This is a genomic window from Pseudomonas citrullilanati (assembly GCF_030580855.1).
GTDB classification, from domain to species: Bacteria; Pseudomonadota; Gammaproteobacteria; order Pseudomonadales; family Pseudomonadaceae; genus Aquipseudomonas; species Aquipseudomonas citrulli.
The window spans coordinates 1-22,328 of sequence record NZ_JAUQOP010000067.1; the positions used below are offsets into that span (position 1 = coordinate 1).

The 22,328-nt window shown below is 64.3% G+C and carries 24 protein-coding genes; 19 read left to right on the forward strand and 5 right to left on the reverse strand.

What is annotated here, in order from left to right; translation table 11 throughout:
• The 4 genes from Q6A48_RS25130 to Q6A48_RS25145 all read left to right on the forward strand — a co-directional run.
• Positions 1-540 (forward strand): transposase (locus Q6A48_RS25130; RefSeq protein ID WP_304556984.1); only part of this gene is annotated, 540 nt, incomplete at its 5' end.
• Between the two features lie 299 nt (positions 541-839).
• Positions 840-2,189, forward strand: coding sequence for a UDP-N-acetylmuramate:L-alanyl-gamma-D-glutamyl-meso-diaminopimelate ligase (mpl, locus tag Q6A48_RS25135; protein WP_304557138.1), 1,350 nt, complete (start codon positions 840-842; stop codon positions 2,187-2,189).
• Positions 2,186-2,815, forward strand: a complete 630-nt coding sequence (gene ubiX / locus Q6A48_RS25140) for a flavin prenyltransferase UbiX (RefSeq protein WP_304557139.1) — start codon at positions 2,186-2,188, stop codon at positions 2,813-2,815. Before mpl ends, ubiX begins: the two co-directional genes overlap by 4 nt.
• Positions 2,808-3,092 (forward strand): YceK/YidQ family lipoprotein, encoded by a 285-nt coding sequence (locus Q6A48_RS25145; protein ID WP_304557140.1) that lies wholly within the window; start codon positions 2,808-2,810, stop codon positions 3,090-3,092. Before ubiX ends, Q6A48_RS25145 begins: the two co-directional genes overlap by 8 nt.
• 177 nt (positions 3,093-3,269) lie before the next feature.
• Here the strand turns inward: Q6A48_RS25145 and Q6A48_RS25150 are convergent, their stop codons facing one another.
• From Q6A48_RS25150 to Q6A48_RS25160, 3 genes are all read right to left on the reverse strand, one after another.
• Positions 3,270-3,911, reverse strand: coding sequence for an oxidoreductase (locus Q6A48_RS25150; RefSeq protein WP_304557141.1), 642 nt, complete (start codon positions 3,909-3,911; stop codon positions 3,270-3,272).
• 27 nt (positions 3,912-3,938) lie between these two features.
• The gene (locus tag Q6A48_RS25155; protein ID WP_304557142.1) at positions 3,939-5,657 is read right to left on the reverse strand and encodes a C13 family peptidase; all 1,719 of its coding nucleotides are present in this window, start codon (positions 5,655-5,657) and stop codon (positions 3,939-3,941) included.
• Between the two features lie 102 nt (positions 5,658-5,759).
• On the reverse strand, positions 5,760-6,215 hold the full coding sequence (locus tag Q6A48_RS25160; protein WP_304557143.1) for a MaoC family dehydratase: 456 nt from the start codon (positions 6,213-6,215) through the stop codon (positions 5,760-5,762).
• A gap of 193 nt (positions 6,216-6,408) precedes the next feature.
• On the opposite strand from Q6A48_RS25160, the gene Q6A48_RS25165 reads away from it, so the two are divergent.
• The 3 genes from Q6A48_RS25165 to Q6A48_RS25175 are packed head-to-tail and all read left to right on the forward strand — an operon-like array spanning position 6,409 to position 8,088.
• Positions 6,409-6,774, forward strand: a complete 366-nt coding sequence (locus tag Q6A48_RS25165; RefSeq protein ID WP_304557144.1) for a CidA/LrgA family protein — start codon at positions 6,409-6,411, stop codon at positions 6,772-6,774.
• Positions 6,771-7,487, forward strand: a complete 717-nt coding sequence (locus tag Q6A48_RS25170; protein WP_304557145.1) for an LrgB family protein — start codon at positions 6,771-6,773, stop codon at positions 7,485-7,487. Before Q6A48_RS25165 ends, Q6A48_RS25170 begins: the two co-directional genes overlap by 4 nt.
• Before the next feature lie 10 nt (positions 7,488-7,497).
• Positions 7,498-8,088 carry an LON peptidase substrate-binding domain-containing protein gene (locus Q6A48_RS25175; RefSeq protein WP_304557146.1) on the forward strand — a complete coding sequence of 197 codons (591 nt, stop codon included), beginning with the start codon at positions 7,498-7,500 and terminating at the stop codon, positions 8,086-8,088.
• Between the two features lie 149 nt (positions 8,089-8,237).
• On the opposite strand, the gene Q6A48_RS25180 is transcribed toward Q6A48_RS25175, so the two are convergent.
• Both Q6A48_RS25180 and Q6A48_RS25185 read right to left on the reverse strand, forming a co-directional pair.
• Positions 8,238-9,554 carry a bifunctional DedA family/phosphatase PAP2 family protein gene (locus Q6A48_RS25180; protein WP_304557147.1) on the reverse strand — a complete coding sequence of 439 codons (1,317 nt, stop codon included), beginning with the start codon at positions 9,552-9,554 and terminating at the stop codon, positions 8,238-8,240.
• A gap of 204 nt (positions 9,555-9,758) precedes the next feature.
• Positions 9,759-10,445 carry a DNA-3-methyladenine glycosylase gene (locus Q6A48_RS25185; protein WP_304557148.1) on the reverse strand — a complete coding sequence of 229 codons (687 nt, stop codon included), beginning with the start codon at positions 10,443-10,445 and terminating at the stop codon, positions 9,759-9,761.
• 198 nt (positions 10,446-10,643) lie between these two features.
• Between Q6A48_RS25185 and Q6A48_RS25190 the strand changes: the two genes are divergently transcribed.
• From Q6A48_RS25190 to lipA, 12 genes are all read left to right on the forward strand, one after another.
• A complete protein-coding gene (locus Q6A48_RS25190; protein WP_304557149.1) occupies positions 10,644-11,915 on the forward strand; it encodes a glutamate-5-semialdehyde dehydrogenase in 1,272 nt (423 codons plus the stop codon).
• 1 nt (position 11,916) lies between these two features.
• The gene (gene nadD / locus Q6A48_RS25195) at positions 11,917-12,603 is read left to right on the forward strand and encodes a nicotinate-nucleotide adenylyltransferase (protein ID WP_304557150.1); all 687 of its coding nucleotides are present in this window, start codon (positions 11,917-11,919) and stop codon (positions 12,601-12,603) included.
• Between the two features lie 71 nt (positions 12,604-12,674).
• The gene (rsfS, locus tag Q6A48_RS25200; protein WP_304557152.1) at positions 12,675-13,169 is read left to right on the forward strand and encodes a ribosome silencing factor; all 495 of its coding nucleotides are present in this window, start codon (positions 12,675-12,677) and stop codon (positions 13,167-13,169) included.
• A 9-nt stretch (positions 13,170-13,178) separates the two neighbouring features.
• Positions 13,179-13,646 carry a 23S rRNA (pseudouridine(1915)-N(3))-methyltransferase RlmH gene (gene rlmH / locus Q6A48_RS25205; protein ID WP_003185785.1) on the forward strand — a complete coding sequence of 156 codons (468 nt, stop codon included), beginning with the start codon at positions 13,179-13,181 and terminating at the stop codon, positions 13,644-13,646.
• Between the two features lie 9 nt (positions 13,647-13,655).
• The gene (gene mrdA, locus Q6A48_RS25210) at positions 13,656-15,551 is read left to right on the forward strand and encodes a penicillin-binding protein 2 (RefSeq protein WP_042730299.1); all 1,896 of its coding nucleotides are present in this window, start codon (positions 13,656-13,658) and stop codon (positions 15,549-15,551) included.
• Between the two features lie 31 nt (positions 15,552-15,582).
• Entirely contained in the window at positions 15,583-16,686 is a 1,104-nt protein-coding gene (rodA, locus tag Q6A48_RS25215) for a rod shape-determining protein RodA (RefSeq protein WP_042730308.1), read from the forward strand.
• Positions 16,687-16,703: 17 nt separating this feature from the next.
• Positions 16,704-17,714, forward strand: a complete 1,011-nt coding sequence (gene mltB / locus Q6A48_RS25220; RefSeq protein ID WP_304557175.1) for a lytic murein transglycosylase B — start codon at positions 16,704-16,706, stop codon at positions 17,712-17,714.
• Positions 17,714-18,739 (forward strand): septal ring lytic transglycosylase RlpA family protein, encoded by a 1,026-nt coding sequence (locus Q6A48_RS25225; protein ID WP_304557177.1) that lies wholly within the window; start codon positions 17,714-17,716, stop codon positions 18,737-18,739. Before mltB ends, Q6A48_RS25225 begins: the two co-directional genes overlap by 1 nt.
• Positions 18,740-18,908: 169 nt before the next feature.
• Positions 18,909-20,066, forward strand: coding sequence for a D-alanyl-D-alanine carboxypeptidase family protein (locus Q6A48_RS25230; protein ID WP_042730296.1), 1,158 nt, complete (start codon positions 18,909-18,911; stop codon positions 20,064-20,066).
• An 82-nt stretch (positions 20,067-20,148) separates the two neighbouring features.
• Positions 20,149-20,424 carry a DUF493 domain-containing protein gene (locus Q6A48_RS25235; protein WP_304557178.1) on the forward strand — a complete coding sequence of 92 codons (276 nt, stop codon included), beginning with the start codon at positions 20,149-20,151 and terminating at the stop codon, positions 20,422-20,424.
• The gene (lipB, locus tag Q6A48_RS25240; protein ID WP_304557179.1) at positions 20,424-21,071 is read left to right on the forward strand and encodes a lipoyl(octanoyl) transferase LipB; all 648 of its coding nucleotides are present in this window, start codon (positions 20,424-20,426) and stop codon (positions 21,069-21,071) included. The genes Q6A48_RS25235 and lipB overlap by 1 nt, the downstream gene beginning before the upstream one ends.
• A 1-nt stretch (position 21,072) precedes the next feature.
• The gene (gene lipA / locus Q6A48_RS25245; RefSeq protein WP_304557180.1) at positions 21,073-22,095 is read left to right on the forward strand and encodes a lipoyl synthase; all 1,023 of its coding nucleotides are present in this window, start codon (positions 21,073-21,075) and stop codon (positions 22,093-22,095) included.
• Positions 22,096-22,328: the final 233 nt, after the last annotated feature.

Sequence of the window (22,328 nt, forward strand, 5' to 3'; positions counted from 1 at the left end):
GACGCCCTCATCCAGCAGCGAGACGATAATCGCCGCCGTGCAAAGCAGGCGCAGTTGGCTCAAGTGCTGGAGACCTATCAAGCGCTGGACGTTGCGCTGAGGAGCCTGATCAAAGCAACGGACAAACGCATTGCCGAGCAATCTCGTCAGGTCGACTCAGAACTGCTTGAGCGGCTGCGTGCCGTAAAGGGCTTGGGGCCTGTAACGATTGCCAGCCTGTTTTGCTATCTGCCTGAATTGGGCGACCTCAACCGCGCGCAGGTGGCTGCGTTGGCTGGGGTGGCGCCGTTCAATAATGACAGCGGCGTGAAAACCGGCAAACGCCATATCTACGGTGGGCGCAGAAGATTGCGCCGCGCAGCCTATATGTGTGCGTTGGTGATGGTCCGCTACAACGCTGATTTCAAAGCCCGCTATGCCAGGCTGCGCGCCAAGGGCAAGTGCGCAAAAGTGGCCCTGGTGGCGTGTATGCGGGTATTGCTGGTCCGGCTCAACGCGATGGTGCGCGACGGCACGCCGTGGCGGGATCAAACCGCTTGAGGCCCCGGAGGGGGCCATCTGAGGCCGCGATAGCACCCAAAAGACGACCGCGGGTCGGGTGGGGGTGAAAGACAGTTGGCTCCCACAGTCAACCGAGTTCTTGTAGAAGGAATGGGGTTGGGTGTGGGAGCGAGCCTGCTCGCGAAGGCGGCTGCACATCCAGAATACTGCAAGCTGATCCACCGCTGTCGCGGGCAAGCCTTGCTCCCACAGAAGCCCGCCTGTGTATCGGGGGCAAACACAAGGTGCGATTTCCCCCTCCCTACGCTAACCTGCGGCCATGTTTTACGAGGTCGACTATGCACATTCATATTCTCGGTATCTGCGGCACTTTCATGGGTTCGATGGCGGTGCTGGCCAAGGAGCTGGGTCATCGCGTGACCGGTTCCGACGCCAACGTCTACCCGCCGATGAGCACGCAACTGGAGGCCCAGGGCATTGAGCTGACCCAGGGCTACGACCCGGCGCAGCTGGATCCGGCGCCGGACCTGGTGGTCATCGGCAACGCCATGTCCCGGGGCAACCCGGCGGTGGAATACGTGCTCAACAAGGGCCTGCCGTACGTGTCCGGGCCGCAGTGGCTGGCCGATCACGTGTTGCAGGGCCGTTGGGTCCTGGCCGTGGCCGGCACCCATGGCAAGACCACCACCAGCAGCATGCTTGCCTGGGTGCTGGAACACGCGGGCATGAGCCCGGGCTTCCTGATTGGCGGCGTGCCCCAGAATTTCTCGGTATCGGCGCGCCTGGGCGGCACGCCGTTCTTCGTGATCGAGGCCGACGAGTACGACAGCGCGTTTTTCGACAAGCGCTCGAAGTTCGTCCATTACCGCCCGCGCACTGCGATTCTCAATAACCTTGAGTTCGACCATGCGGACATCTTCCCTGACCTGGCGGCCATCGAGCGGCAGTTCCATCACCTGGTGCGCACCATTCCGAGTGAAGGCCTGGTCATTCACCCGACCACCGAACCGGCCTTGCAGCGGGTCATCGAAATGGGCTGCTGGACCCCGGTGCAGACCACCGGCGCGGGTGGGCAGTGGCAAGTCAAGCTGCTCAAGGATGACGGTTCGCAGTTCGAGGTCATGTTCGACGGCCAGTCCCAAGGCAGTGTGGAATGGGAGCTGACCGGCCAGCACAACGTTGCCAACGCCTTGGCGACCCTGGCGGCGGCCCGGCATGTGGGCGTGGTGCCGGCCATGGGCATCGCCGCGCTGAGCGCGTTCAAGAGCGTCAAGCGGCGCATGGAGAAAGTCGCCGAGGTGCGCGGCATTACCATCTACGACGACTTCGCCCATCACCCGACTGCCATCGCCACCACCCTCGACGGTTTGCGCAAGCGCATTGGCGATGCGCCGTTGATCGCGATCATCGAACCGCGTTCCAATTCCATGAAGCTGGGCGCCCACCGCGACGGCCTGCCGGAAAGCGTGGTCGATGCCGACCAGGTGATCTGGTACGCGCCGGCCAACCTCGGCTGGGACCTGGGCGCCACCGCCGCGTTGTGCACGGTGCCGTCGATCGTCAGCGATTCATTGGAAGGCATCATCGAGCGCGTGAAGAGCCAGGCCCAGCCCGGCACCCACGTGGTGATCATGAGCAACGGCGGCTTCGGCGGCCTGCACGGCAAACTGGCCGAGGCATTGAAATGAACGGTCCGGAGCGCATCACGCTGGCGATGACCGGCGCCTCCGGTGCCCAGTACGGCTTGCGCCTGCTCGATTGCCTGGTGCGCGAAGACCGCGAGGTGCACTTCCTTATTTCCAAGGCCGCGCAACTGGTGATGGCCACCGAAACCGACGTGACCTTGCCGCCCAAGCCCCAGATGATGCAGGCGTTCCTCACCGAATACACCGGTGCGGCGGACGGGCAGATTCGCGTGTACGGCAAGGAAGACTGGATGTCGCCCGTGGCCTCGGGCTCTGGCGCACCGGCGGCCATGGTGGTGGTGCCGTGTTCCACCGGGACGTTGTCGGCGATTGCCACCGGGGCTTGCAACAACCTGATCGAGCGGGCCGCCGACGTGACGCTCAAGGAGCGCCGGCAACTGATCCTGGTGCCGCGGGAGGCGCCGTATTCGAGCATTCACCTGGAGCACATGCTCAAGTTGTCGAACATGGGCGTGACCATCCTGCCGGCGTCGCCAGGCTTTTATCACCAGCCGCAGACCATCGACGACCTGATCGATTTCGTGGTGGCGCGCATTCTCAACCTGCTGAACATCCCCCAGGACATGCTGCCGCGCTGGGGCGAGCATCATTTGAGCAGCGATGAATAAGGTCCTGTGGGTGCTGCTGGCGCTGCAACTGGCCGGCTGCGCCACCGCCCGTACCCTCGACGCCGCCAAGCCCGGCGCGCCGGTGGTGTACGCCGGCACGCGCCTGGACCTGTATGCCCTCAACGGCGGCTGCTGCGCCAAGGATCGCTTCGGCGCCGAAGCCCCGGCCTATCCCGGCGTCGACCTGCCGGGCAGTGCGTTGCTCGACACCTTGTTGTTGCCGTTGTCGTTGTTTACCGCGATGGGGGTGGGCTTCCAAGCCACTGGCGGGCTGTAACACCACTGGGCCCAGCAATGAGGGACATCAGTGGCTCGGGGCATTTGTGGCGAGGGGATTTATCCCCGCTGGACTGCGAAGCAGTCCCCTCGATTTATCTGGCGCACCCCATGCTCAGGTTTTAGGGCCGCTTCGCGCCCCAGCGGGGATAAATCCCCTCGCCACCATGATTGCGCCTCACTTGCCCAGCTTGCGCAGCTCATCCGACTCCACCACCCGCACCCCGTCCTGTTCTTCCAGCGCCAGGCGCCACATCGCGCGGGCCAGTTGGAGGGCCTCAATGCCGTGGTATTTGCCCGGGATCAGCTTCGACAACGGCCCGGCCAATTGCTCGGCCAGGCGCGGCTCGACGCGGTCGCCCAGCAGCAGGGAAGGCCGGCAAAGGGTCAGTTGCGGCCAGTCCTGGGCCTTGAGGGCTGCTTCCATTTCGCCCTTGACCCGGTTGTAGAAAATCGATGACGTGGGGTCGGCCCCCAGTGCGCTGATCGCCACCAGGTGCCGTGCGCCCAGCTCCCGGGCGCGCTTGGCGAAAGCTACGACCAGGTCCAGGTCCACCGCGCGAAAGGCTTGTTCCGAGCCGGCTTTCTTGATGGTGGTGCCGAGGCAGCAAAAGGCGATGTCGACCTGGCCGCTGAGACGCGGCAGCACGTCGGCCGGTTCCCCCACCGGGTTTTCCAGGCGCGCGTGCTCGGCCAGCGGGCGGCGCGAAGGTGCCAGCACCCGGCTGATGGTCGGCTCGTTGAGCAGCCGGTCCAGCAGGTGTTCCCCGGTCAGCCCGGTGGCACCGGCGAGCAAAACATGCTGAGGCGTCAAGTACATAGTGTTTCCCCCTTGATACGGTTCAGCTTAGTTGCTCTTTATGGCCCCGTCGTTCAATGCAGTACTTTGCAACGCTTTTCGCGCCTGCTGTTTGCGCAGCAGTTGCCAGTGGGAGAGTACGGTCCGCGGCGCCCAGATCTGCGGCTCGGAGGCTTCGAAGTTGTCCGCCTGCTCGCGCTCGGCAACGGTGGCCTTGGCCTTCTTGAAGGCCTGCTCCAAATCGTCGGTCTGGTTCAGCGCCTGGGCGAACAGGGCATCGCCGAAATAGGTGAAGTTGGCTTCCTCGGAACAGCCGAAGGACACCCGGTCGGCCCGCGAGGCGGTCATGATCAGCGTGCGGTCGTCCTTGAGCGCCGGGATGAAGCCGCCGGAGTAGCAGGCCGAGATCACCACGATCTTGTCACGGTTCTTCAGCGGCGCCAGGACCGCGGCCAGTTCGTCGGCGGGCAGGTCGGCCAACTCCATGCGGGGCTGGTCGAGCACCAGTTCATGCTCGCTGGTGCCGTGGCTGGTCAGGTAGATGAAGATCAGGTCTTCCGGGCCGCTGCGCTCGGCCAGGGTCGCGGCGGCGCGGCGCAGGCTTTCGCGGCTGGCCATGGGCCGGTCGCCGAGATGATCGCGGTGGTTCACCAGGCGGATCTGCCCGAAGGCGCCGAAACGGCTGGCGAGCATGTTGGCGACATAGTCGGATTCGCGCAGGAACACGCTCTGCTTGCCGTCGCCCCCCAGGGTCAGGCTGTACAGTTCCACCGCCGGGGTGGAGGCCGGTATCTCGGCGAGGGCGTCGTCCAGCAGGCGGCCCTGGGCCAGCAGGCCGAGTTCCAGTACATCCGGCAGCAGCCGGCCATCGGCGTCGCGTACCCGCTGGCCCTTGGCCCAGGTGCCGCTTTGCACGGTGCCGTCGGTCAGCACCAGCGTGCCGCGCCCGTGATAGCTGTCGCTGTCGAACTGGCCGACGTAGAAGCTGCCGTCGGGCAGGTTCAGGCGGCCCTGGCCGGTAAAGCGCCATTCATTGAATTGCCCGAGGTAGTGGCTGCCGTCGGCACCGATCAGCTCGCCCTTGCCGGTCAGCGCGCCGTCCTTGAACTGGCCGATCCAGACATCGCCGTCGGCGTTTTCATAGCGGCCGCGCCCGTTGAGCTGGTTGTTCCTGAACCCGCCGACATAGACGTCGCCGTCGGCGCTGTTGAACGTCCCCTTGCCCTGCAGTTGGCCATCGACGAAGTGCCCGGTGAACTGGTTGCCGCTGGCGTCGAAGCGCTGGCCCTCGCCGTTGGGCTTGCCGTTGACGAAGGGGCCCTGGTACTGGCTGCCGTCGTCGAGTTCCAGACGCCCGAGGCCCGAATAGCGGTCGGCCTTGAACTCGCCGCGGTAGGTCATGCCGTTTTCCTTCAGCGTGCCCTCGCCGTCGCGCCGACCCTGCTTGAAGCCGCCGGTGTAGCTGCTGGTGGGCGTGGTCAGGCTGCCCTGGCCGTGGAACAGGCCATGCTGGAACTGGCCGCGATAGACCTCGCCGTTGCTGCCGTGCCATTCCCCGGTGCCGTGCCACTGGCCCTTGTCGAACTGCCCGGCGTACCAGCTGCCGTTGGGGTAGTCGATGCGACCCTGGCCTTGCAACAGGCCGTCCACCAGGTCGCCACGATAGCGTCCGCCATCGGGCAGGCGGGCGTCGGGAGGCAACAGCGATTCGCCGTCGCCGCAGGCGGTGAGCAACAGGGTCAGGGTCAGGGGGACAAGTAAGCGCATAACGGGATCCAGGTCATCAGGCCGTGAGTATGCCGCAGCTATGTCCCCTGTATACAGAGAAGCGATGCGAAACAGCCTGGACGGTTTCGCAATCGCGAAGGGCTACACGAAGCAGAGCGACAGTGGCTCGGCGATGTAGGCGGGTTTTTCCGACCCCTCGATTTCCAGCGTGGCGGTGGCCTTGAGCAGCCATTGGCCGGGCTTTTTCTCGGTGACGTCCACCAGGTCGACCTTGAGCCGGACCTTGGAATCGACCTTCACCGGCTGGATGAAACGCACGCTGTCCAGCCCATAGTTGACGACCATCTTCACGCCCTCGGGCAGGACCAGGATGTCTTCCATCAGCTTGGGCATCAGCGACAACGACAGGAAACCGTGGGCGATGGTGCTGCCGAACGGGGTTTGCGCGGCCTTGACCGGGTCGACGTGGATGAACTGAAAGTCGCCAGTGGCTTCGGCGAACAGGTTGATGCGGTCCTGGTCGATGGTAAGCCATTCGGAACGTCCAAGTTCCTTGCCGACATAATCTTTGAGCGCTGCAACGGGGACGTAAGGCATTGAGACTCTCCTTGGGTTCATCGGTATTGTCTTTCTTCTTGGAACGGGGACGGGGCCCCGGAGAACCACTGTAGATCAACATGGCGCGCAAGGAAGGTCACCGACCATGCTTTTTACGAATGCCGACCCATAGCGCGGGCATGCTTATAATGCGGGCGCATTCAATGGGGACGTGTTGCAGGGGAGAGAGCGGATGTTGCTACGGGGCCTGACCTGGCTGGTGCTGTTCCAATTGCTGGGCACTGCGATCAATCATTTGTTCCTGCCGGTGTTGCCCGGGCCCATCGTGGGCCTGCTGCTGTTGTTGGGTTACCTGATCGTGCGCGGCGAAGTCAGTGAGCCGTTGAGCCTGGCCGCCGGCAGCCTGTTGCGCTACCTGCCGTTGCTGCTGGTCCCGCCGGCGGTGGGGGTGATGGTCTATGCGGGGGCCATCGCCGCCGATTTCTGGGCCATTGTCGGTGCATTGACCCTGTCGTTGATCCTGTCCGTGGCCCTGACCGGCGTGCTGATGCAGCGCCTGGCCCGGCGCCACGTCACGGCGGTGGAGGACAACGAATGATCCTCGACTGGCAAGGCGCCTGGGCCTCGGTGATCCATCATCCGCTGTTCGGCATCGGCATCACCCTGGGGGCTTATCAACTGGTGCTGGCGGCGTTCGAAAAGACTCGCTGGGTGTTCCTGCAACCGGTGCTGATGTCGATGGTGCTGCTGATCGGCGTGCTGGTCGGCTGCGGCATCGGCTACGCCGAATACCGCAAGAGCACCGAGATCCTCAGTATCCTGCTGGGCCCGGCCACGGTCGCCCTGGCGGTGCCGTTGTATCTGAACCTGCGTCGGATCCGCCAATTGTTCTGGCCGATTTTTACTACGCTGGTGATAGCCGGTGTGGTCGCCACGGGCTCGGCGGTGTTGCTGGGCTGGGTGTTCGGTGCCGACCACATGATCCTGATGACCATGGCGCCCAAGTCCGTGACCTCGCCGATCGCCATGCTGGTGGCCGAGCAGATCGGCGGCGTGGCGGCGATGGCGGCGGTGTTCGTCTTGATCACCGGCGTGCTTGGGGCGATTCTGGGGCCGAGCATCCTGAACGGCTTGAAGGTGCACAGCCCCGAGGCCCGGGGCATGGCCCTGGGGTTGGCGGCCCATGCGGTGGGCACCTCGGTGGCGTTGCAGGAAAGCGAAGAGTCCGGTGCCTTTGCGGCGCTGGCGATGAGTCTGATGGGCGTAGCCACGGCGGTGCTGCTGCCGTTGGTGGTGTCGATGACAGTCTAAGGAACTGGTTATGAGCTTGCCGCTTTTCCCGTTGAACACCGTGTTGTTCCCCGGTTGCATCCTCGATTTGCAGATTTTCGAGGCGCGTTACCTCGACATGATCGGTCGCTGCATGAAAAAAGGCGAAGGGTTCGGGGTGGTGTGCATCCTCGATGGCGAGGAAGTCGGCATGGCCCCCGACGGCTACGCGCGGGTGGGCTGTGAGGCGCTGATCACCGATTTCTCCCAGCAAGACAATGGCCTGCTGGGCATTCGCGTCAAGGGCGGCCGGCGCTTTATCGTGCACGGCAGCAGCGTCCAGCCGGATCAGCTGACGGTCGCCGACGTCGAGTGGCTGGAGGAGGAACCGGAGCAGCCCTTGCAGGATGAGGACGCCGACCTGGTGGCGTTGCTCAAGGCCCTGGCCGAACACCCGATGGTCGAGGCCCTGAACATGGGCACCGAAGCCACCGGCCAGCAATCGCTGGCCAACCAGTTGGCCTACCTGCTGCCGTTCAATGAACTGGACAAGATCGACCTGCTGCAACTCGATGATCCGCAGCAACGCCTGGACGCGATCCAGGCCCTGCTCGATGAGTTGCAGGGCGAGCTGTTTGCCTGACGCGTCGAGGGGAACAGCTCAACGCAGGTCTCTGTGGGGAGCGGGCTTGCTCGCGAAAGCGGGGTGTCATCCAGCGCATGGGTCGACGGGCCGCCGCCTTCGCGGGCAAGCCCGCTCCCACAGGGGCTCCGGTGTTCATCGGCCAGTGTTCAATAGGCATACCGCAGCATTCCATGGGGCAGGTGCCGAAAGATGAAGAAGCTGAACGCGGCCGCCATCGCTGGCAGGATCAGCCACCAGATTCTCGGTGGCATGGCCGGTAGCGAGGCCTGGCGTTGGCTCAGCCACAGCACGGCGGCGCAGACGCAGGCGGCGAGCATGGCGCCGGCGATGATGTCGCTAGGCCAGTGGGCGCCGAGGTAGACCCGTGACAAGGCAATCGCCAGCGCTGGCAGGCAGCCCAGCAGCAGCCAGGTCAGGCGCAGGCGCGGCGGTTGGCCGCGACCGGCCAGGATCGCCAGCGACAGGAACAGCGCGAACGCGCCGGAGGCATGGCCGCTGGGCATGCTGTAGCTGGTCAGCGGGTCGGTGAGGATTTCCGGGCGCACGCGGGCGAAGAAGTGCTTGCTGCCAGTGTTGGCCAGGGAGGTGAGCAGCATCGTGCCACCGGCGAAGGTTGCCTGCCGCCATTGACGCGTCAGCAACAGCAGGCCGGTGAGCAGGGCGCTGAAGATCAGCATGAAGTGGAATTCGCCGATCAGCGTGAAGGTCACGGCGATTTCGTCCAGCGTCGGGCTGCGATGTTCCTGGACCAGTGTCATCAGCCCTTGGTCGAAGGCTGTGAGGTGGGGAAAACCGATGAACAGGCCGATCAGGATCGCCAGGCCCAGGCCGGCAATCAGCGCCGTGGCATGCCGGTGGCGGCGCATGCTGCTGTTGACGCTCAGCCCGATCATCACGGCGATGCTGCCGACGACCACCCCGGCCTGCGGCCAGAAACCTTCGGGCAGCGGCAGGCGGAACGCCGCCCCGGTGGCCCAGCCGGGCAGCAGGTAGGCCACGGTCCAGCCAGACGCAGCCAGCACGCTGACGGCGGCGAAGCGCGGGAACGGCATGTCGCACATCCCGGCCACCATCGGCAGCATCGGCCTCAGCGGGCCGATGAAGCGCCCGACCAGGAGGCTGGCGATGCCGTAGCGCTGGAAATAGCTTTCGGCCGCGTTCATCCATTCCGGGTGGTGCCGCAGCCCTGGCAGTCGCCGGATGTTCTGGTGGAAATGCCGGCCCAGGAAATACGACATCAGGTCCCCCAGCAATCCGCCGAGCAGCCCCAGCAGCAAGGTCTCGCCCAGGGACAGCGCGCCGCTGCCGGCCAGCACCGCGATCGCGAACAACAACACCGTGCCCGGCACGATCAGCCCGGCAATCGCCAGGCACTCCACGCAGGCGACGATGAACACCGCCACCGCCAGCCACTGCGGATTGACACTCAGCCAACTGGTGATGCTATCGAGCCATTGGCCCATAAAAACAACTCCATTGATGCATTTTTACTGTGGGAGCAAGCTCACTCCCACACGGGGTTCTGTTTTGAACACAAAACGTGTGGTCACTGAAAATCAACTGTGGGAGCGAGCTTGCTCACGATAGCGATGTGTCAGCCGACACCCATTCTGCTGATCTGGCGCCATCGCGAGCAAGCTCGCTCCCACAGTGGGGCGGTGTTGTGTTCATGACAGCAAGAAATAATCACGCCCTTCAACCTGGCCGCGCCGCAATGGGTTGCGCGTGCACCACGGCGCGTAGGCCGCATCGACGAAGCGGTAGGGCAGGTGCTCGTCCCGTCCCAGGGGGATGCCCAGGCGGGTGGTCTGGATGACGTTGACGGTCGGCACGTCGACATCCTCCACCAGCAGGCGTTCGGGGTCGAAGCGCTTGGCGTCCCATTCCGGGACTTTCAGCCCCAGGGCCTTGCACAGCAGGGTCTGGCCGGCGCAGAGCTTCTGCGGCGTGCGCGGCTGGCCACGGGCGTCGGGGTTGTTCAGCAGCATCTGCGCCAGGCTCTCCGGGCCGGAGACCGCATCGACCCACGGGTACGCGGACTTGATCAGCACGGCATTGCCCGGGCCCTGGGCGCTGAAGTTCAGCGAATCGCCGCCCCGGGCGTAGTACATATAGATGTGCCCGCCATCCAGAAACAAAGCCTTACGTTTTTCCGTGTAGCCGAGGGAGGCGTGGCTGCCTTTTTCGGCGAAGTAATACGCCTCGGTCTCGATGATCCGTGCGCTGAGCCACAGGCCGCCGACCTTGTGGCGGATGACTTTGCCCAGCAGGTCCCGGGCGAGCACCTGGGCGTCGCGATCGAAAAAGCCGTGGGGCAGGGCTGTGGGCGAGGGCGGAAGGGGTAGATCGGTCATGGCGATGGACGCAGAGAGGCCAAAGGAAGGGCGATGATAGCAATGCAAAGCTTAATCGCCACTGAACGCGCCGGTGTACCACGGCTCCCGGGGGTCTTTTTGCTCCTCCGCCGGTCACCGCTGTGAGTCCATGCTGTTAGTCGCGGGTTACGACAGCTATAATCTGCCGCTTTCCCCATCGCCAAGACCACACAGACCATGACTGAGTCCGTTCTTGACTACATGACCCGCCTGGGTCGCGCCGCTCGCGAAGCGTCGCGCATCATCGGCCGTGCCAGCACCGCGCAGAAGAACCGCGCCCTGCAGGCCGCCGCCAATGCGCTGGACGCTGCTCGCGCCGAGTTGTCCGCCGCCAACGAGCTCGACCTGGCCGCCGGCCGGGCCAATGGCCTGGAGCCGGCCATGCTCGAACGCCTGGCGCTGACGCCGGCACGCATCGACGGCATGATCGTCGGTTTGCGCCAGGTCGCGGCGTTGCCGGACCCGGTCGGCGCGATCCGCGACATGAGCTACCGGCCGTCGGGCATCCAGGTCGGCAAGATGCGCGTGCCGTTGGGCGTGGTGGGGATCATCTACGAATCGCGGCCCAACGTGACCATCGACGCGGCCAGCCTGTGCCTGAAGTCGGGTAACGCGACCATCCTGCGTGGCGGTTCCGAGGCCATCCACTCCAACCGCGCCATCGCCGCCTGCATCCAGCGCGGCCTGGCCGAGGCCGACCTGCCGGCCGCTGTCGTGCAAGTGGTGGAGACCACCGACCGCGCCGCCGTCGGCGCGCTGATCAGCATGCCCGAGTTCGTCGACGTCATCGTCCCGCGCGGTGGCAAGGGCCTGATCGAACGCATCAGCCGTGATGCCCGGGTGCCGGTGATCAAGCACCTGGACGGCATCTGCCACGTCTATGTCAGCGCCCACGCCGAGCTGCCCAAGGCCCGGCGCATCGCCTTCAATGCCAAGACTTATCGCTATGGCATCTGTGGCGCGATGGAAACCCTGCTGGTGGACCAGGCCGTGGCCGAGGCCTTCCTGCCGGCGATGGCCGCCCAGTTCCGCGAAAAAGGCGTCGAGCTGCGCGGTTGCGAGCGCACCCGGGCGATCATCGAGGCGGTGGCCGCGACCGAGGAAGACTGGGACACCGAATACCTGGCGCCGATCCTGTCGATCCGCGTGGTCGACGGGCTGGACCAGGCCATCGAGCATATCAATCGCCATGGCTCCCACCACACCGATTCCATCGTCAGCGAGCACCAGGGCGAAGCCCGGCGCTTCGTGGCGGAAGTGGACTCGGCCTCGGTGATGATCAACACACCGACTTGCTTCGCCGACGGTTTCGAATACGGATTGGGTGCCGAGATCGGCATTTCTACTGATAAGCTGCACGCCCGCGGCCCGGTAGGCCTCGAAGGCCTGACCTGCGAGAAGTACATCGTGGTGGGTGACGGCCAGTTGCGCGGACAGGAGCCGGCCTGACTTGGGCGACCTCGACCCGTCAGCCGCTGTGACGACGACCACCCCGCCCCGGCGCATCGGCATCCTGGGCGGCACGTTCGACCCGGTGCACATCGGCCATTTGCGCGGTGCGCTGGAAGTCGCCGATGCCCTGGGCCTCGATGAGCTACGCCTGACGCCCAGCGCCCGGCCGCCTCACCGGGACACGCCACGGGTCTCGGCCCAGGACCGCCTGGCGATGGTCGAATGCGCGGTGGCCGGCGTGGCGCCGTTGGTGGTGGACGCCCGCGAATTGCAGCGGGACAAGCCGTCCTACTCCATCGACACTCTGGAGCTGATGCGCGCCGAACTGGCCGCCGATGCCCAGGTTTTCCTGCTTCTGGGCTGGGACGCGTTTTGCGGCCTGCCCACTTGGCACCGCTGGGAAGAGTTGCTCCAGCATTGCCACATCCTGGTGCTGCAACGCCCGGATGCCGACAGCGAGCCGCCGGATGCCTTGCGCAACCTGCTGGCGGCGCGCTCGGTGAGCGACCCGCTGGCCCTGAAAGGGCCGAGCGGACAGATTGCATTCGTCTGGCAGACGCCGCTCGCGGTATCCGCCACCCAGATCCGTCAACTGCTGGCCAGCGGTAAGTCGGTACGTTTCCTGGTGCCCGACGCGGTCCTGGCCTACATCGATGCGCACGGGCTGTACCGTGCGTCGAACTGAAAGCGGCGCGCTTCAAGGCACGTGAATGCGTGTAGCGAAGCGCCCGAACACATGAGCAAAACGAGTTTTATATGACTGACAAAGACGTAAGCAAAGTTAAGCGCAAGGGCACGTTCAAGAGCGCCCCGCTGCCGATAGAGGCCCACGTCGGTGCCGCATTGGCCGGCGAAGAGCTGGTCAAGGTGTCCGTTGCCGCCCTGGAAGACGTCAAGGCCCAGGACATCCAGGTGATCGACGTGCGCGACAAGCAGAGCATCACCGACTTCATGATCATCGCCACCGGTACCTCCAACCGCCAGATCGGCGCGATGCTGGACAAGGTCCGCGAAGCGGTCAAGGCCCAGGGCGTCAAGCCGCTGGGTGAAGAGGGCAAGGGCGACAGCGACTGGGTCCTGCTGGACATGGACGACGTCATCGTGCACATGATGACCGCCTCGGCCCGCCAGTTCTACGACCTGGAGCGCCTGTGGGCCGGTGCCGAGCAGAGCCGTGCGGCGGATGCCCGCCACCACAGCCCGGAAAACACCCATGAGCACTTCACCAAGCTCAACAAAGACCAGCAGTAAGGGTTCGCTGTGCGACTGCGCCTGATCGCCGTCGGTTCCCGCATGCCCAAGTGGGTGGAAGAAGGCTGGCATGAATATGCCAAGCGTCTTCCCTCCGAGCTGGCGCTGGAGCTGGTGGAAATTCCGCTCAATACCCGTGGCAAGAATGCCGACGTGGCGCGCTTCATCCGCCAGGAAGGCGAAGCCATGCTGGCCAAGGTCGGGCCGAACGAGCGGATCGTCACCCTCGAAGTCCATGGCAAGCCCTGGAGCACCGAGCAACTGGCGGTGGAGCTCGATCGCTGGCGGCTCGATTCGCGCACGGTCAATTTCATGGTCGGCGGCCCGGAAGGGCTGGCGCCGGAAGTCTGTGCCCGGGCCGATCAGCGCTGGTCGTTGTCGCCGTTGACGTTGCCGCACCCGCTGGTGCGCATCCTGATCGGCGAACAGTTGTATCGTGCCTGGACAGTCCTGTCCGGGCACCCTTACCACAAGTAATCCTGCCCCATGCCTCAGCCGATCCGCATCAAGGACCACGAAAAAGACGCCCGCCTGGTGCGGGGCCGCGTCGTGTTCGGCGCCATTACGGTGGTGACGCTGATCGGGGTGCTGATCGCGCGGTTGTATTTCCTCCAGGTGATCCAGTACGAGTACCACTCGACCCTGTCGGAAAACAACCGGGTGCATGTGCAGCCGATTCCGCCGACCCGTGGGCTGATCTTCGACCGCAATGGCGTGGTGGTGGCCGATAACCGGCCCAGCTTCAGCCTGAGCATGACCCGCGAGCGTTCCGGCGACTGGCAACAGGTGCTCGACGTGATCGTCGAGGTGCTGCAACTGACGCCCGAGGACCGGGCGATCTTCGAGAAGCGCATGCGCCAGGGGCGACGGCCGTTCGAGCCGGTGCCGATCCTGTTCGAGCTGACCGAGGAACAGATCGCCCTGATCGCCGTGAACCAGTTCCGCCTGCCCGGCGTCGAGGTGGTGGCGCAACTGGTGCGGCATTATCCCCAGGGGCCGCACTTCGCCCACTCGGTCGGCTACATGGGCCGGATCAACGAGAAAGAGCTCAAGACCCTCGACCCGGTCAACTACAGCGGCACCCACCACATCGGCAAGACCGGCATCGAGCGTTTCTACGAGCCCGAGCTGCACGGCCAGGTGGGCTACGAGGAAGTCGAGACCAATGCCCGCGGCCGGGTGCTGCGGGTGCTCAAGCGCACCGACCCGATCCCCGGCAAGGACATCGTCCTGAGCCTGGACATCAAGCTGCAGGAAGCCGCCGAAGCCGCGCTGGGTGGGCGCCGGGGCGCCGTGGTGGCGCTGGACCCGAACACCGGCGAGGTCCTGGCGATGGTCAGCCAACCGAGTTTCGACCCGAACCTGTTCGTCACCGGCATCAGCTTCAAGGCCTACGCCGAGCTGCGCGATTCCATCGACCGGCCGCTGTTCAACCGGGTGCTGCGCGGCCTCTATCCGCCAGGCTCGACCATCAAGCCGGCGGTGGCGATCGCCGGTCTGGACTCCGGCGTGGTGACCGCGTCGAGCCGGGTCTACGACCCCGGCTACTACATGCTGCCCAACTACGACCACAAGTACCGCAACTGGAACCGCACCGGCGACGGCTATGTGGACCTGGAAACGGCGATCATGCGGTCCAACGACACCTACTTCTATGACCTGGCCCACAAGCTGGGGATCGACCGGCTGTCGTCCTACATGAACAAGTTCGGCATCGGGCAGAAGGTCTCCCTGGACATGTTCGAGGAGTCCCCCGGCCTGATGCCTTCGCGGGAATGGAAACGCGCCACCCGCCGCCAGGCCTGGTTCCCCGGCGAAACCCTGATCCTGGGGATCGGCCAGGGCTACATGCAGGCCACGCCTTTGCAACTGGCCCAGGCCACGGCGCTGGTGGCGAGCAAAGGCAAGTGGTATCGCCCGCACCTGGCCAAGACCATCGAGGGCCAGAAGCCGGTGGACCCGAACCCGATGCCGGACATCATCCTGCACAACCCGTCGGACTGGCAGAAGGTCAACAACGGCATGCAGCAGGTGATGCACGGCGCGCGCGGCACGGCGCGCAAGGCGGCCATCGGCTCGCCTTACCGCATCGCCGGCAAGAGTGGTACGGCCCAGGTGGTCGCGATCAAGCAGGGCGAGAAGTACGACCGCTCCAAGGTCCAGGAACGCCACCGCGACCACGCCCTGTTCGTCGGTTTCGCCCCGGCCGACAACCCGAAGATCGTCGTCGCCGTGATGGTCGAGAACGGTGAGTCGGGCTCCGGTGTCGCCGCGCCCGTGGTGCGCCAGGTGATGGACGCCTGGCTGCTGGATGAACACGGCCAGCTCAAGCCCGAGTACGCAAGCCCCATCACCGCGGAGGCTACGGCCCGTGAAGAATAATTTCGACCGCATCCTCTCCAGCGAAGATGTGATGCGCCGTCGTGCCACCCTGTTGCAGCGCATGCACATCGATGGCCCTTTGCTCATCCTGCTGCTGACCCTGGCCGCCGGCAGCCTGTTCGTGCTGTATTCGGCCAGCGGCAAGAGCTGGGACCTGCTGGCCAAGCAGGCCACCTCGTTCGGCATCGGCCTGGTGTCGATGATCGTCATCGCCCAACTGGAGCCGCGCTTCATGGCGCGCTGGGTGCCGCTGGCCTATGTGATCGGTGTCAGCCTGCTGGTGGTGGTGGACGTGATGGGCCACAACGCCATGGGCGCCACCCGCTGGATCAACATCCCCGGGGTGATCCGCTTCCAGCCCTCGGAATTCCTCAAGATCATCATGCCGGCCACCATTGCCTGGTATCTGTCCAAGCGCACCTTGCCGCCCCAGCTCAAGCACGTGTGCATCAGCCTGTTGCTGATCGGCATCCCGTTCATCCTCATCGTGCGCCAGCCGGACCTCGGCACCTCGCTGCTGATCCTGGCTGGCGGCGCCTTCGTGCTGTTCATGGGGGGGCTGCGCTGGCGCTGGATCCTCAGCGTGGTCGCCGCGGCGGTGCCGGTGTCGGTGGCGATGTGGTACTTCGTCATGCACGACTACCAGAAGCAGCGCGTGCTGACGTTCCTCGACCCGGAGAGCGATCCGCTGGGCACCGGCTGGAACATCATCCAGTCCAAGGCCGCCATCGGCTCCGGCGGGGTGTTCGGCAAGGGCTGGCTGATGGGCACCCAGTCGCACCTGGACTTCCTGCCGGAAAGCCACACCGACTTCATCATCGCGGTGATGGGCGAAGAGTTCGGCCTGGTGGGCATTTGCGTGCTGCTGCTGATCTACCTGCTGCTGATCGGCCGCGGGCTGGTGATCACCGCCCAGGCCCAGACGCTGTTCGGCAAGTTGCTGGCGGGCAGCCTGACCATGACGTTTTTTGTGTATGTTTTCGTCAACATCGGTATGGTCAGTGGCCTGTTGCCGGTGGTGGGGGTGCCGTTGCCATTCATTAGCTACGGAGGAACTTCGCTGGTGACACTACTGTCAGCGTTTGGGGTTTTGATGTCGATCCATACCCATCGCAAGTGGATCGCACAGGTTTGAATAAGGTGAAGAGTTCAATGCAAGCAATGCGTGGCTGGTCGACGCGATGTGCGCCGTGGATCGGCCTGGTCGGTTGCCTCGGCGGCATGCCGCAGGTCCTGGCGGGCGAGTACGAAGGTTCGCCGCAGGTGGCCGAGTTTGTCGGTGAGATGACGCGCGACTACGGTTTCGCCGGGGAACAGCTGATGGGGGTGTTCCGCGAGGCCGAACGCAAGCAGTCGATCCTGGACGCCATTTCCCGGCCCGCCGAGCGGGTCAAGCAGTGGAGCGAATACCGGCCGATGTTCATCACCGAGGCGCGTATCGCCCGGGGCGTGGACTTCTGGCGCCAGCACGAGGCCGCGCTGGCCCGCGCCGAGCAGGAATACGGGGTGCCGGCCCAGGTGATCGTCTCCATCATTGGCGTCGAGACCTTCTTTGGCCGCAACACCGGCAATTTCCGGGTGATCGACGCGCTGTCGACCCTGGGTTTCGATTACCCGCCCCGCGCCGAGTTCTTCCGCAAGGAACTGCGCGAGTTCCTGCTGCTGGCCCGGGAGGAACAGGTCGACCCGTTGACCCTTAAGGGCTCCTACGCCGGGGCGATGGGCCTGCCGCAGTTCATGCCCAGCAGTTTCCGCGCCTACGCCGTGGATTTCGACGGCGACGGCCACATCAATATCTGGACCAACCCGACCGACGCCATCGGCAGTGTTGCCAGCTATTTCAAGCGTCACGGCTGGGAAGCCGGCCAGCCGGTGGTCAGCCGTGCCGAGGTGCGTGGCGACCAGGTGGACGAGGGCCTGACCGAGGGCATCGAGCCGACGAAAACCGTCGGGGAGTTGCGGGCGCTGGGCTGGTCGAGTCATGATGCGCTGCGTGACGACATGCCGGTCACCGCGATGCGCCTGGAAGGCGAGCAGGGGCCTGAATACTGGATGGGCCTGAAGAATTTCTACGCGATTACGCGTTATAACCGCAGCGTGATGTACGCCATGGCCGTATATCAGCTGTCTGAAGAGCTGGTCAAAGCACGGGGCGTCAAATAATGCGGGCATTGCCTACCTATCAACCCCTGAAAGCCAAGCCCCTCAAGCTCGTGGCGTTGGCGGCGCTGTCGCTGCTGGTCGTCAGTTGTTCGACCAGCCGCGCGCCGACCCAGAAGAACTCCACCGCCGTGCGCTCGGCGCCGGGCCTGGACATCAACCGTGCCCACAAGGACGGTGCGCCGTGGTGGGACGTCGATGTCTCGCGCATTCCCGACGCCACCCCGACCCTGCACACCGGCCCCTACAAGGCCAACCCCTATACGGTGCTGGGCAAGACCTACTTCCCGATGGCCGACTCCAAGCGCTACGTCGCATCGGGCACGGCGTCCTGGTACGGCACCAAGTTCCACGGCCAGAACACCGCCAATGGCGAGGTGTATGACCTGTATGGCATGAGCGCGGCCCACAAGACGCTGCCGCTGCCCAGCTACGTGCGGGTGACCAACCTGGATAACAACAAGAGCGTGATCCTGCGGGTCAATGACCGTGGGCCGTTCTATTCCGACCGCATCATCGACCTGTCGTACGCGGCGGCGAAAAAGCTCGGTTACGCTGAAATCGGCACCGCACGGGTCAAGGTCGAGGGCATCGATCCGCAGGAGTGGTGGGCCCAGCGTGGCCGTCCGGCGCCTTTGATGCTCAACGAGCCAAAAGTGGCGCAAAATGCCGCGCCGACCGTGACGGCGTCCACCGGCACGGTCGAACAGTGGACGCCACCGCCGCAGCAGCACGCGGCGGCCGTGGTGCCGGTGCAGTTGGAAGCAAAAAAAAACGCTTCTGCAACGGCGTCTGGCCAGTATCTGCAGGTGGGCGCGTTCGCCAACCCGGACGCTGCCGAACTGCTGAGGTCCAAGCTCAGCTCGATGGTGAGCGCCCCGGTGTTCATCAGCTCGATCGTGCGCAACCAGCAGACGCTGCATCGGGTGCGCCTGGGGCCGATCGGTTCTCCGGGTGAAGTCCAGCAGGTGCAGAACAGCGTGCGCCTGGCCAATCTCGGTTCGCCGAGCCTGGTCACCGCCGAGTGATTGATTGACGGCCCGCTTGCGGTTCGAGCGGGCCAGGTTGTTGGCTCCATCCATAACAAAAGCCCGGCAAGGGTTGTGAGTGAGCAACTTAACTACGCGGCAGCCCGTCAAGAAGGCTGCTTGTAAGCATTGCCTCCGGGCAGTTTCCATTAGCGATTTCGAGAGACGGATGAACATCACCACCTTTGCCAAACGCCTTTGCCTGCTAGTCCCGCTGCTCCTCTCACCGGCCGCGTTCGCGGTCGAGATGATGCCGTCGCCACCCCAATTGGCGGCCAAGTCCTATGTACTCATGGATGCCAGCAGCGGCAACGTGCTGGTGGAGAACAATGGTGACCAGCGCCTGCCACCGGCCAGCCTGACCAAGCTGATGACCGCCTACATCGCGACCCTGGAAATCCGTCGCGGCCAGATCGGTGAAAACGATCCGGTGACCGTCAGCGAGAACGCCTGGCGTACCGGCGGTTCGCGGATGTTCATCAAGGTCGGCTCGCAGGTGACCGTCAGCGACCTGCTGCACGGCATCATCATCCAGTCCGGCAACGACGCCAGCGTCGCCCTGGCCGAGCACATCGCCGGCAGCGAAGACGCGTTCGCCGACATGATGAACAAGACGGTCGCCGACCTGGGCATGACCAACAGTCACTTCATGAACCCGACCGGCCTGCCGAACCCCGAGCACTACTCGTCGGCCCACGACATGGCGATCCTGGCACGGGCGATCATCCACGAAGACCCGGCGCACTACGCCATCTACTCCCAGAAGGAGTTCTTCTGGAACGGCATCAAGCAGCCCAACCGCAACCTGCTGTTGTGGCGCGACAAGACCGTCGACGGCCTGAAGACCGGTCACACCGACGAAGCCGGCTACTGCATGGTGTCCTCGGCCGTGCGTGACGGCATGCGCCTGATCGCCGTGGTCTTCGGCACCAGCAGCGAAGTGGCCCGTGCCGCCGAGACCCAGAAGCTGCTGACCTATGGTTTCCGCTTCTTCGAAACCCAGACCTTCTACCAGAAGGGCACCGAACTGGCCCAGGCCCAGGTCTGGAAGGGCACCAGCAGCCAGGTGAAAGCCGGGCTGGCCCAGGACCTGACCATGACCCTGCCCAAGGGCCAGCTCAAGAAGCTGGCCGCCAGCATGACCATGAACCCGCAACTGACCGCCCCCATCGCCAAGGGCGACGTGATCGGTAAAGTCGAAGTCAAGCTGGACGACAAGGTGGTGCACAGCGCCGACCTGATCGCACTGGACGCGGTCGAGGAGGGTGGTATCTTCCGCCGCATGTGGGATAGCATCCGTCTATTCTTCTACGGCTTGTTCAACTGATTCCAGCTGTTGACCTGCATGGCCCCGTTCCGATCCGGTGCGGGGCCATGTTCGTTACCCGGGCTTACGAGGCCGTTACGCCATGACAGACCCAGAAGTAAAGGCTCCAAAAATCGAATTCCCCTGCGCCGACTACCCGATCAAGGTGATCGGCGATACCGGCGTGGGCTTCAAGGACAAGATCATCGCGATCGTTGAGAAACATGCGACCGTTGACCTCAAGACCCTGGCCGAGCGCCAGAGCACCAACGGCAAGTACACGACGATCCAGTTGCACATCCTGGCCACCGGCCAGGAACAGCTCTACGACATCAACAGCGAGCTGCGGGCGACCGGTTTCGTGCACATGGTGTTGTGATGCCGGGCACGCTGGGGTTTCGCGAGCTGGGCCGGATGGCCTATGAGCCGGTCTGGCACGCGATGCAACGCTTCACCAACGAACGAGGCAACGCCGCCGACGATGAAGTCTGGCTGGTGGAGCATCCCCCGGTGTTCACCCAGGGCCAGGCCGGCAAGGCCGAGCACCTGTTGCTGCCGGGCGATATCCCGGTGGTGAAGGTCGACCGCGGCGGCCAGGTGACCTACCATGGTCCCGGCCAACTGGTTGCCTACCTGCTGCTGGATGTACGCAAGCTGGGGTTCGGCGTGCGCGAGCTGGTCACCCGCATGGAGACCTGCCTGATCGAGCTGCTGGCCAGCTACGGCGTGCAGGCGGTGGCCAAGCCGGATGCCCCGGGCGTCTACGTGGATGGGGCGAAGATCGCCTCCCTGGGCCTGCGGATCCGCCACGGTTGCTCGTTCCATGGCCTGGCGTTGAACGTGGACATGGATCTAGAGCCGTTTCGACGGATTAATCCCTGTGGCTATGCGGGGCTGGCGATGACCCAGTTGCGCGATCACACAGGATCGATTGAATTTGCCGAGGTAAGTGCCCGGCTGCGTGCGCAGCTCGTCAAACACCTCGACTACGCTGAGCAGACGACCCTCACGGGCGGAATCGACTGATATGACTACTGATGCAGTGCAAACCATAATCCCGACGCAGGATGTCACCGAGCGTCCGGCCCCGCGTGCCAAGGTCGAGGCCGGCGTCAAGCTGCGCGGCGCCGAGAAGGTTGCACGCATCCCGGTCAAGATTATCCCGACCACCGAACTGCCGAAGAAACCCGACTGGATTCGCGTGCGCATCCCGGTTTCCCCGGAGGTCGACCGTATCAAGGCCCTGCTGCGCAAGCACAAGCTGCACAGCGTCTGCGAAGAAGCGTCCTGCCCGAACCTGGGCGAATGCTTCTCCGGCGGCACCGCCACCTTCATGATCATGGGCGACATCTGCACCCGTCGCTGCCCGTTCTGCGACGTCGGCCATGGCCGGCCGAAACCACTGGACGCGAGCGAGCCGGAAAACCTGGCCGTGGCCATCGCCGACCTGAAGCTCAAGTACGTGGTCATCACCTCCGTGGACCGTGACGACCTGCGCGACGGCGGAGCCCAGCACTTTGCCGACTGCATCCGCGAGATCCGCAAGCTGTCGCCAAACGTGCAGTTGGAGACCCTGGTGCCCGACTACCGTGGGCGCATGGACATCGCCCTGGAAATCACCGCCGCCGAGCCGCCGGATGTGTTCAACCACAACCTGGAAACCGTACCGCGCCTGTACAAGGCCGCGCGCCCGGGCTCGGACTACCAGTGGTCGCTGACCTTGCTGCAACGCTTCAAGCAGATGATGCCGCACATTCCGACCAAGTCCGGGTTGATGCTGGGCCTGGGCGAGACCGATGACGAGGTCATCGAGGTCATGAAGCGCATGCGTGAGCATGACATCGACATGTTGACCCTGGGGCAGTACCTGCAGCCTTCGCGCAGTCACCTGCCGGTGCAGCGTTTTGTGCATCCGGATACTTTTGCCTGGTTTGCCGAGGAGGGGTACAGGATGGGGTTCAAGAACGTGGCTTCGGGGCCGTTGGTGCGGTCTTCGTATCATGCGGATGAGCAGGCTAAGTTGGTCAAGGCTGAGCTTTTGGGATCCTGATTCTGGAGTGGTGTGCATATCCGTTGCTGCGGTAACGGCTGCTTATGGTTCCGCTCTTACAGCGGGTCACTTTTGAAGAGCGCAAAAGTAACCAAAACGCTCTTGCCGGTATGACTCACCCACATGGGTTACAAATCAGTTCACGCACATAGGTAACAGTTTTTAACTGGCATGGTCGATTTCGCGAGGATCTGACCATGCCCTGGAGAGAGCTGAAACCTATGGACCTCAAA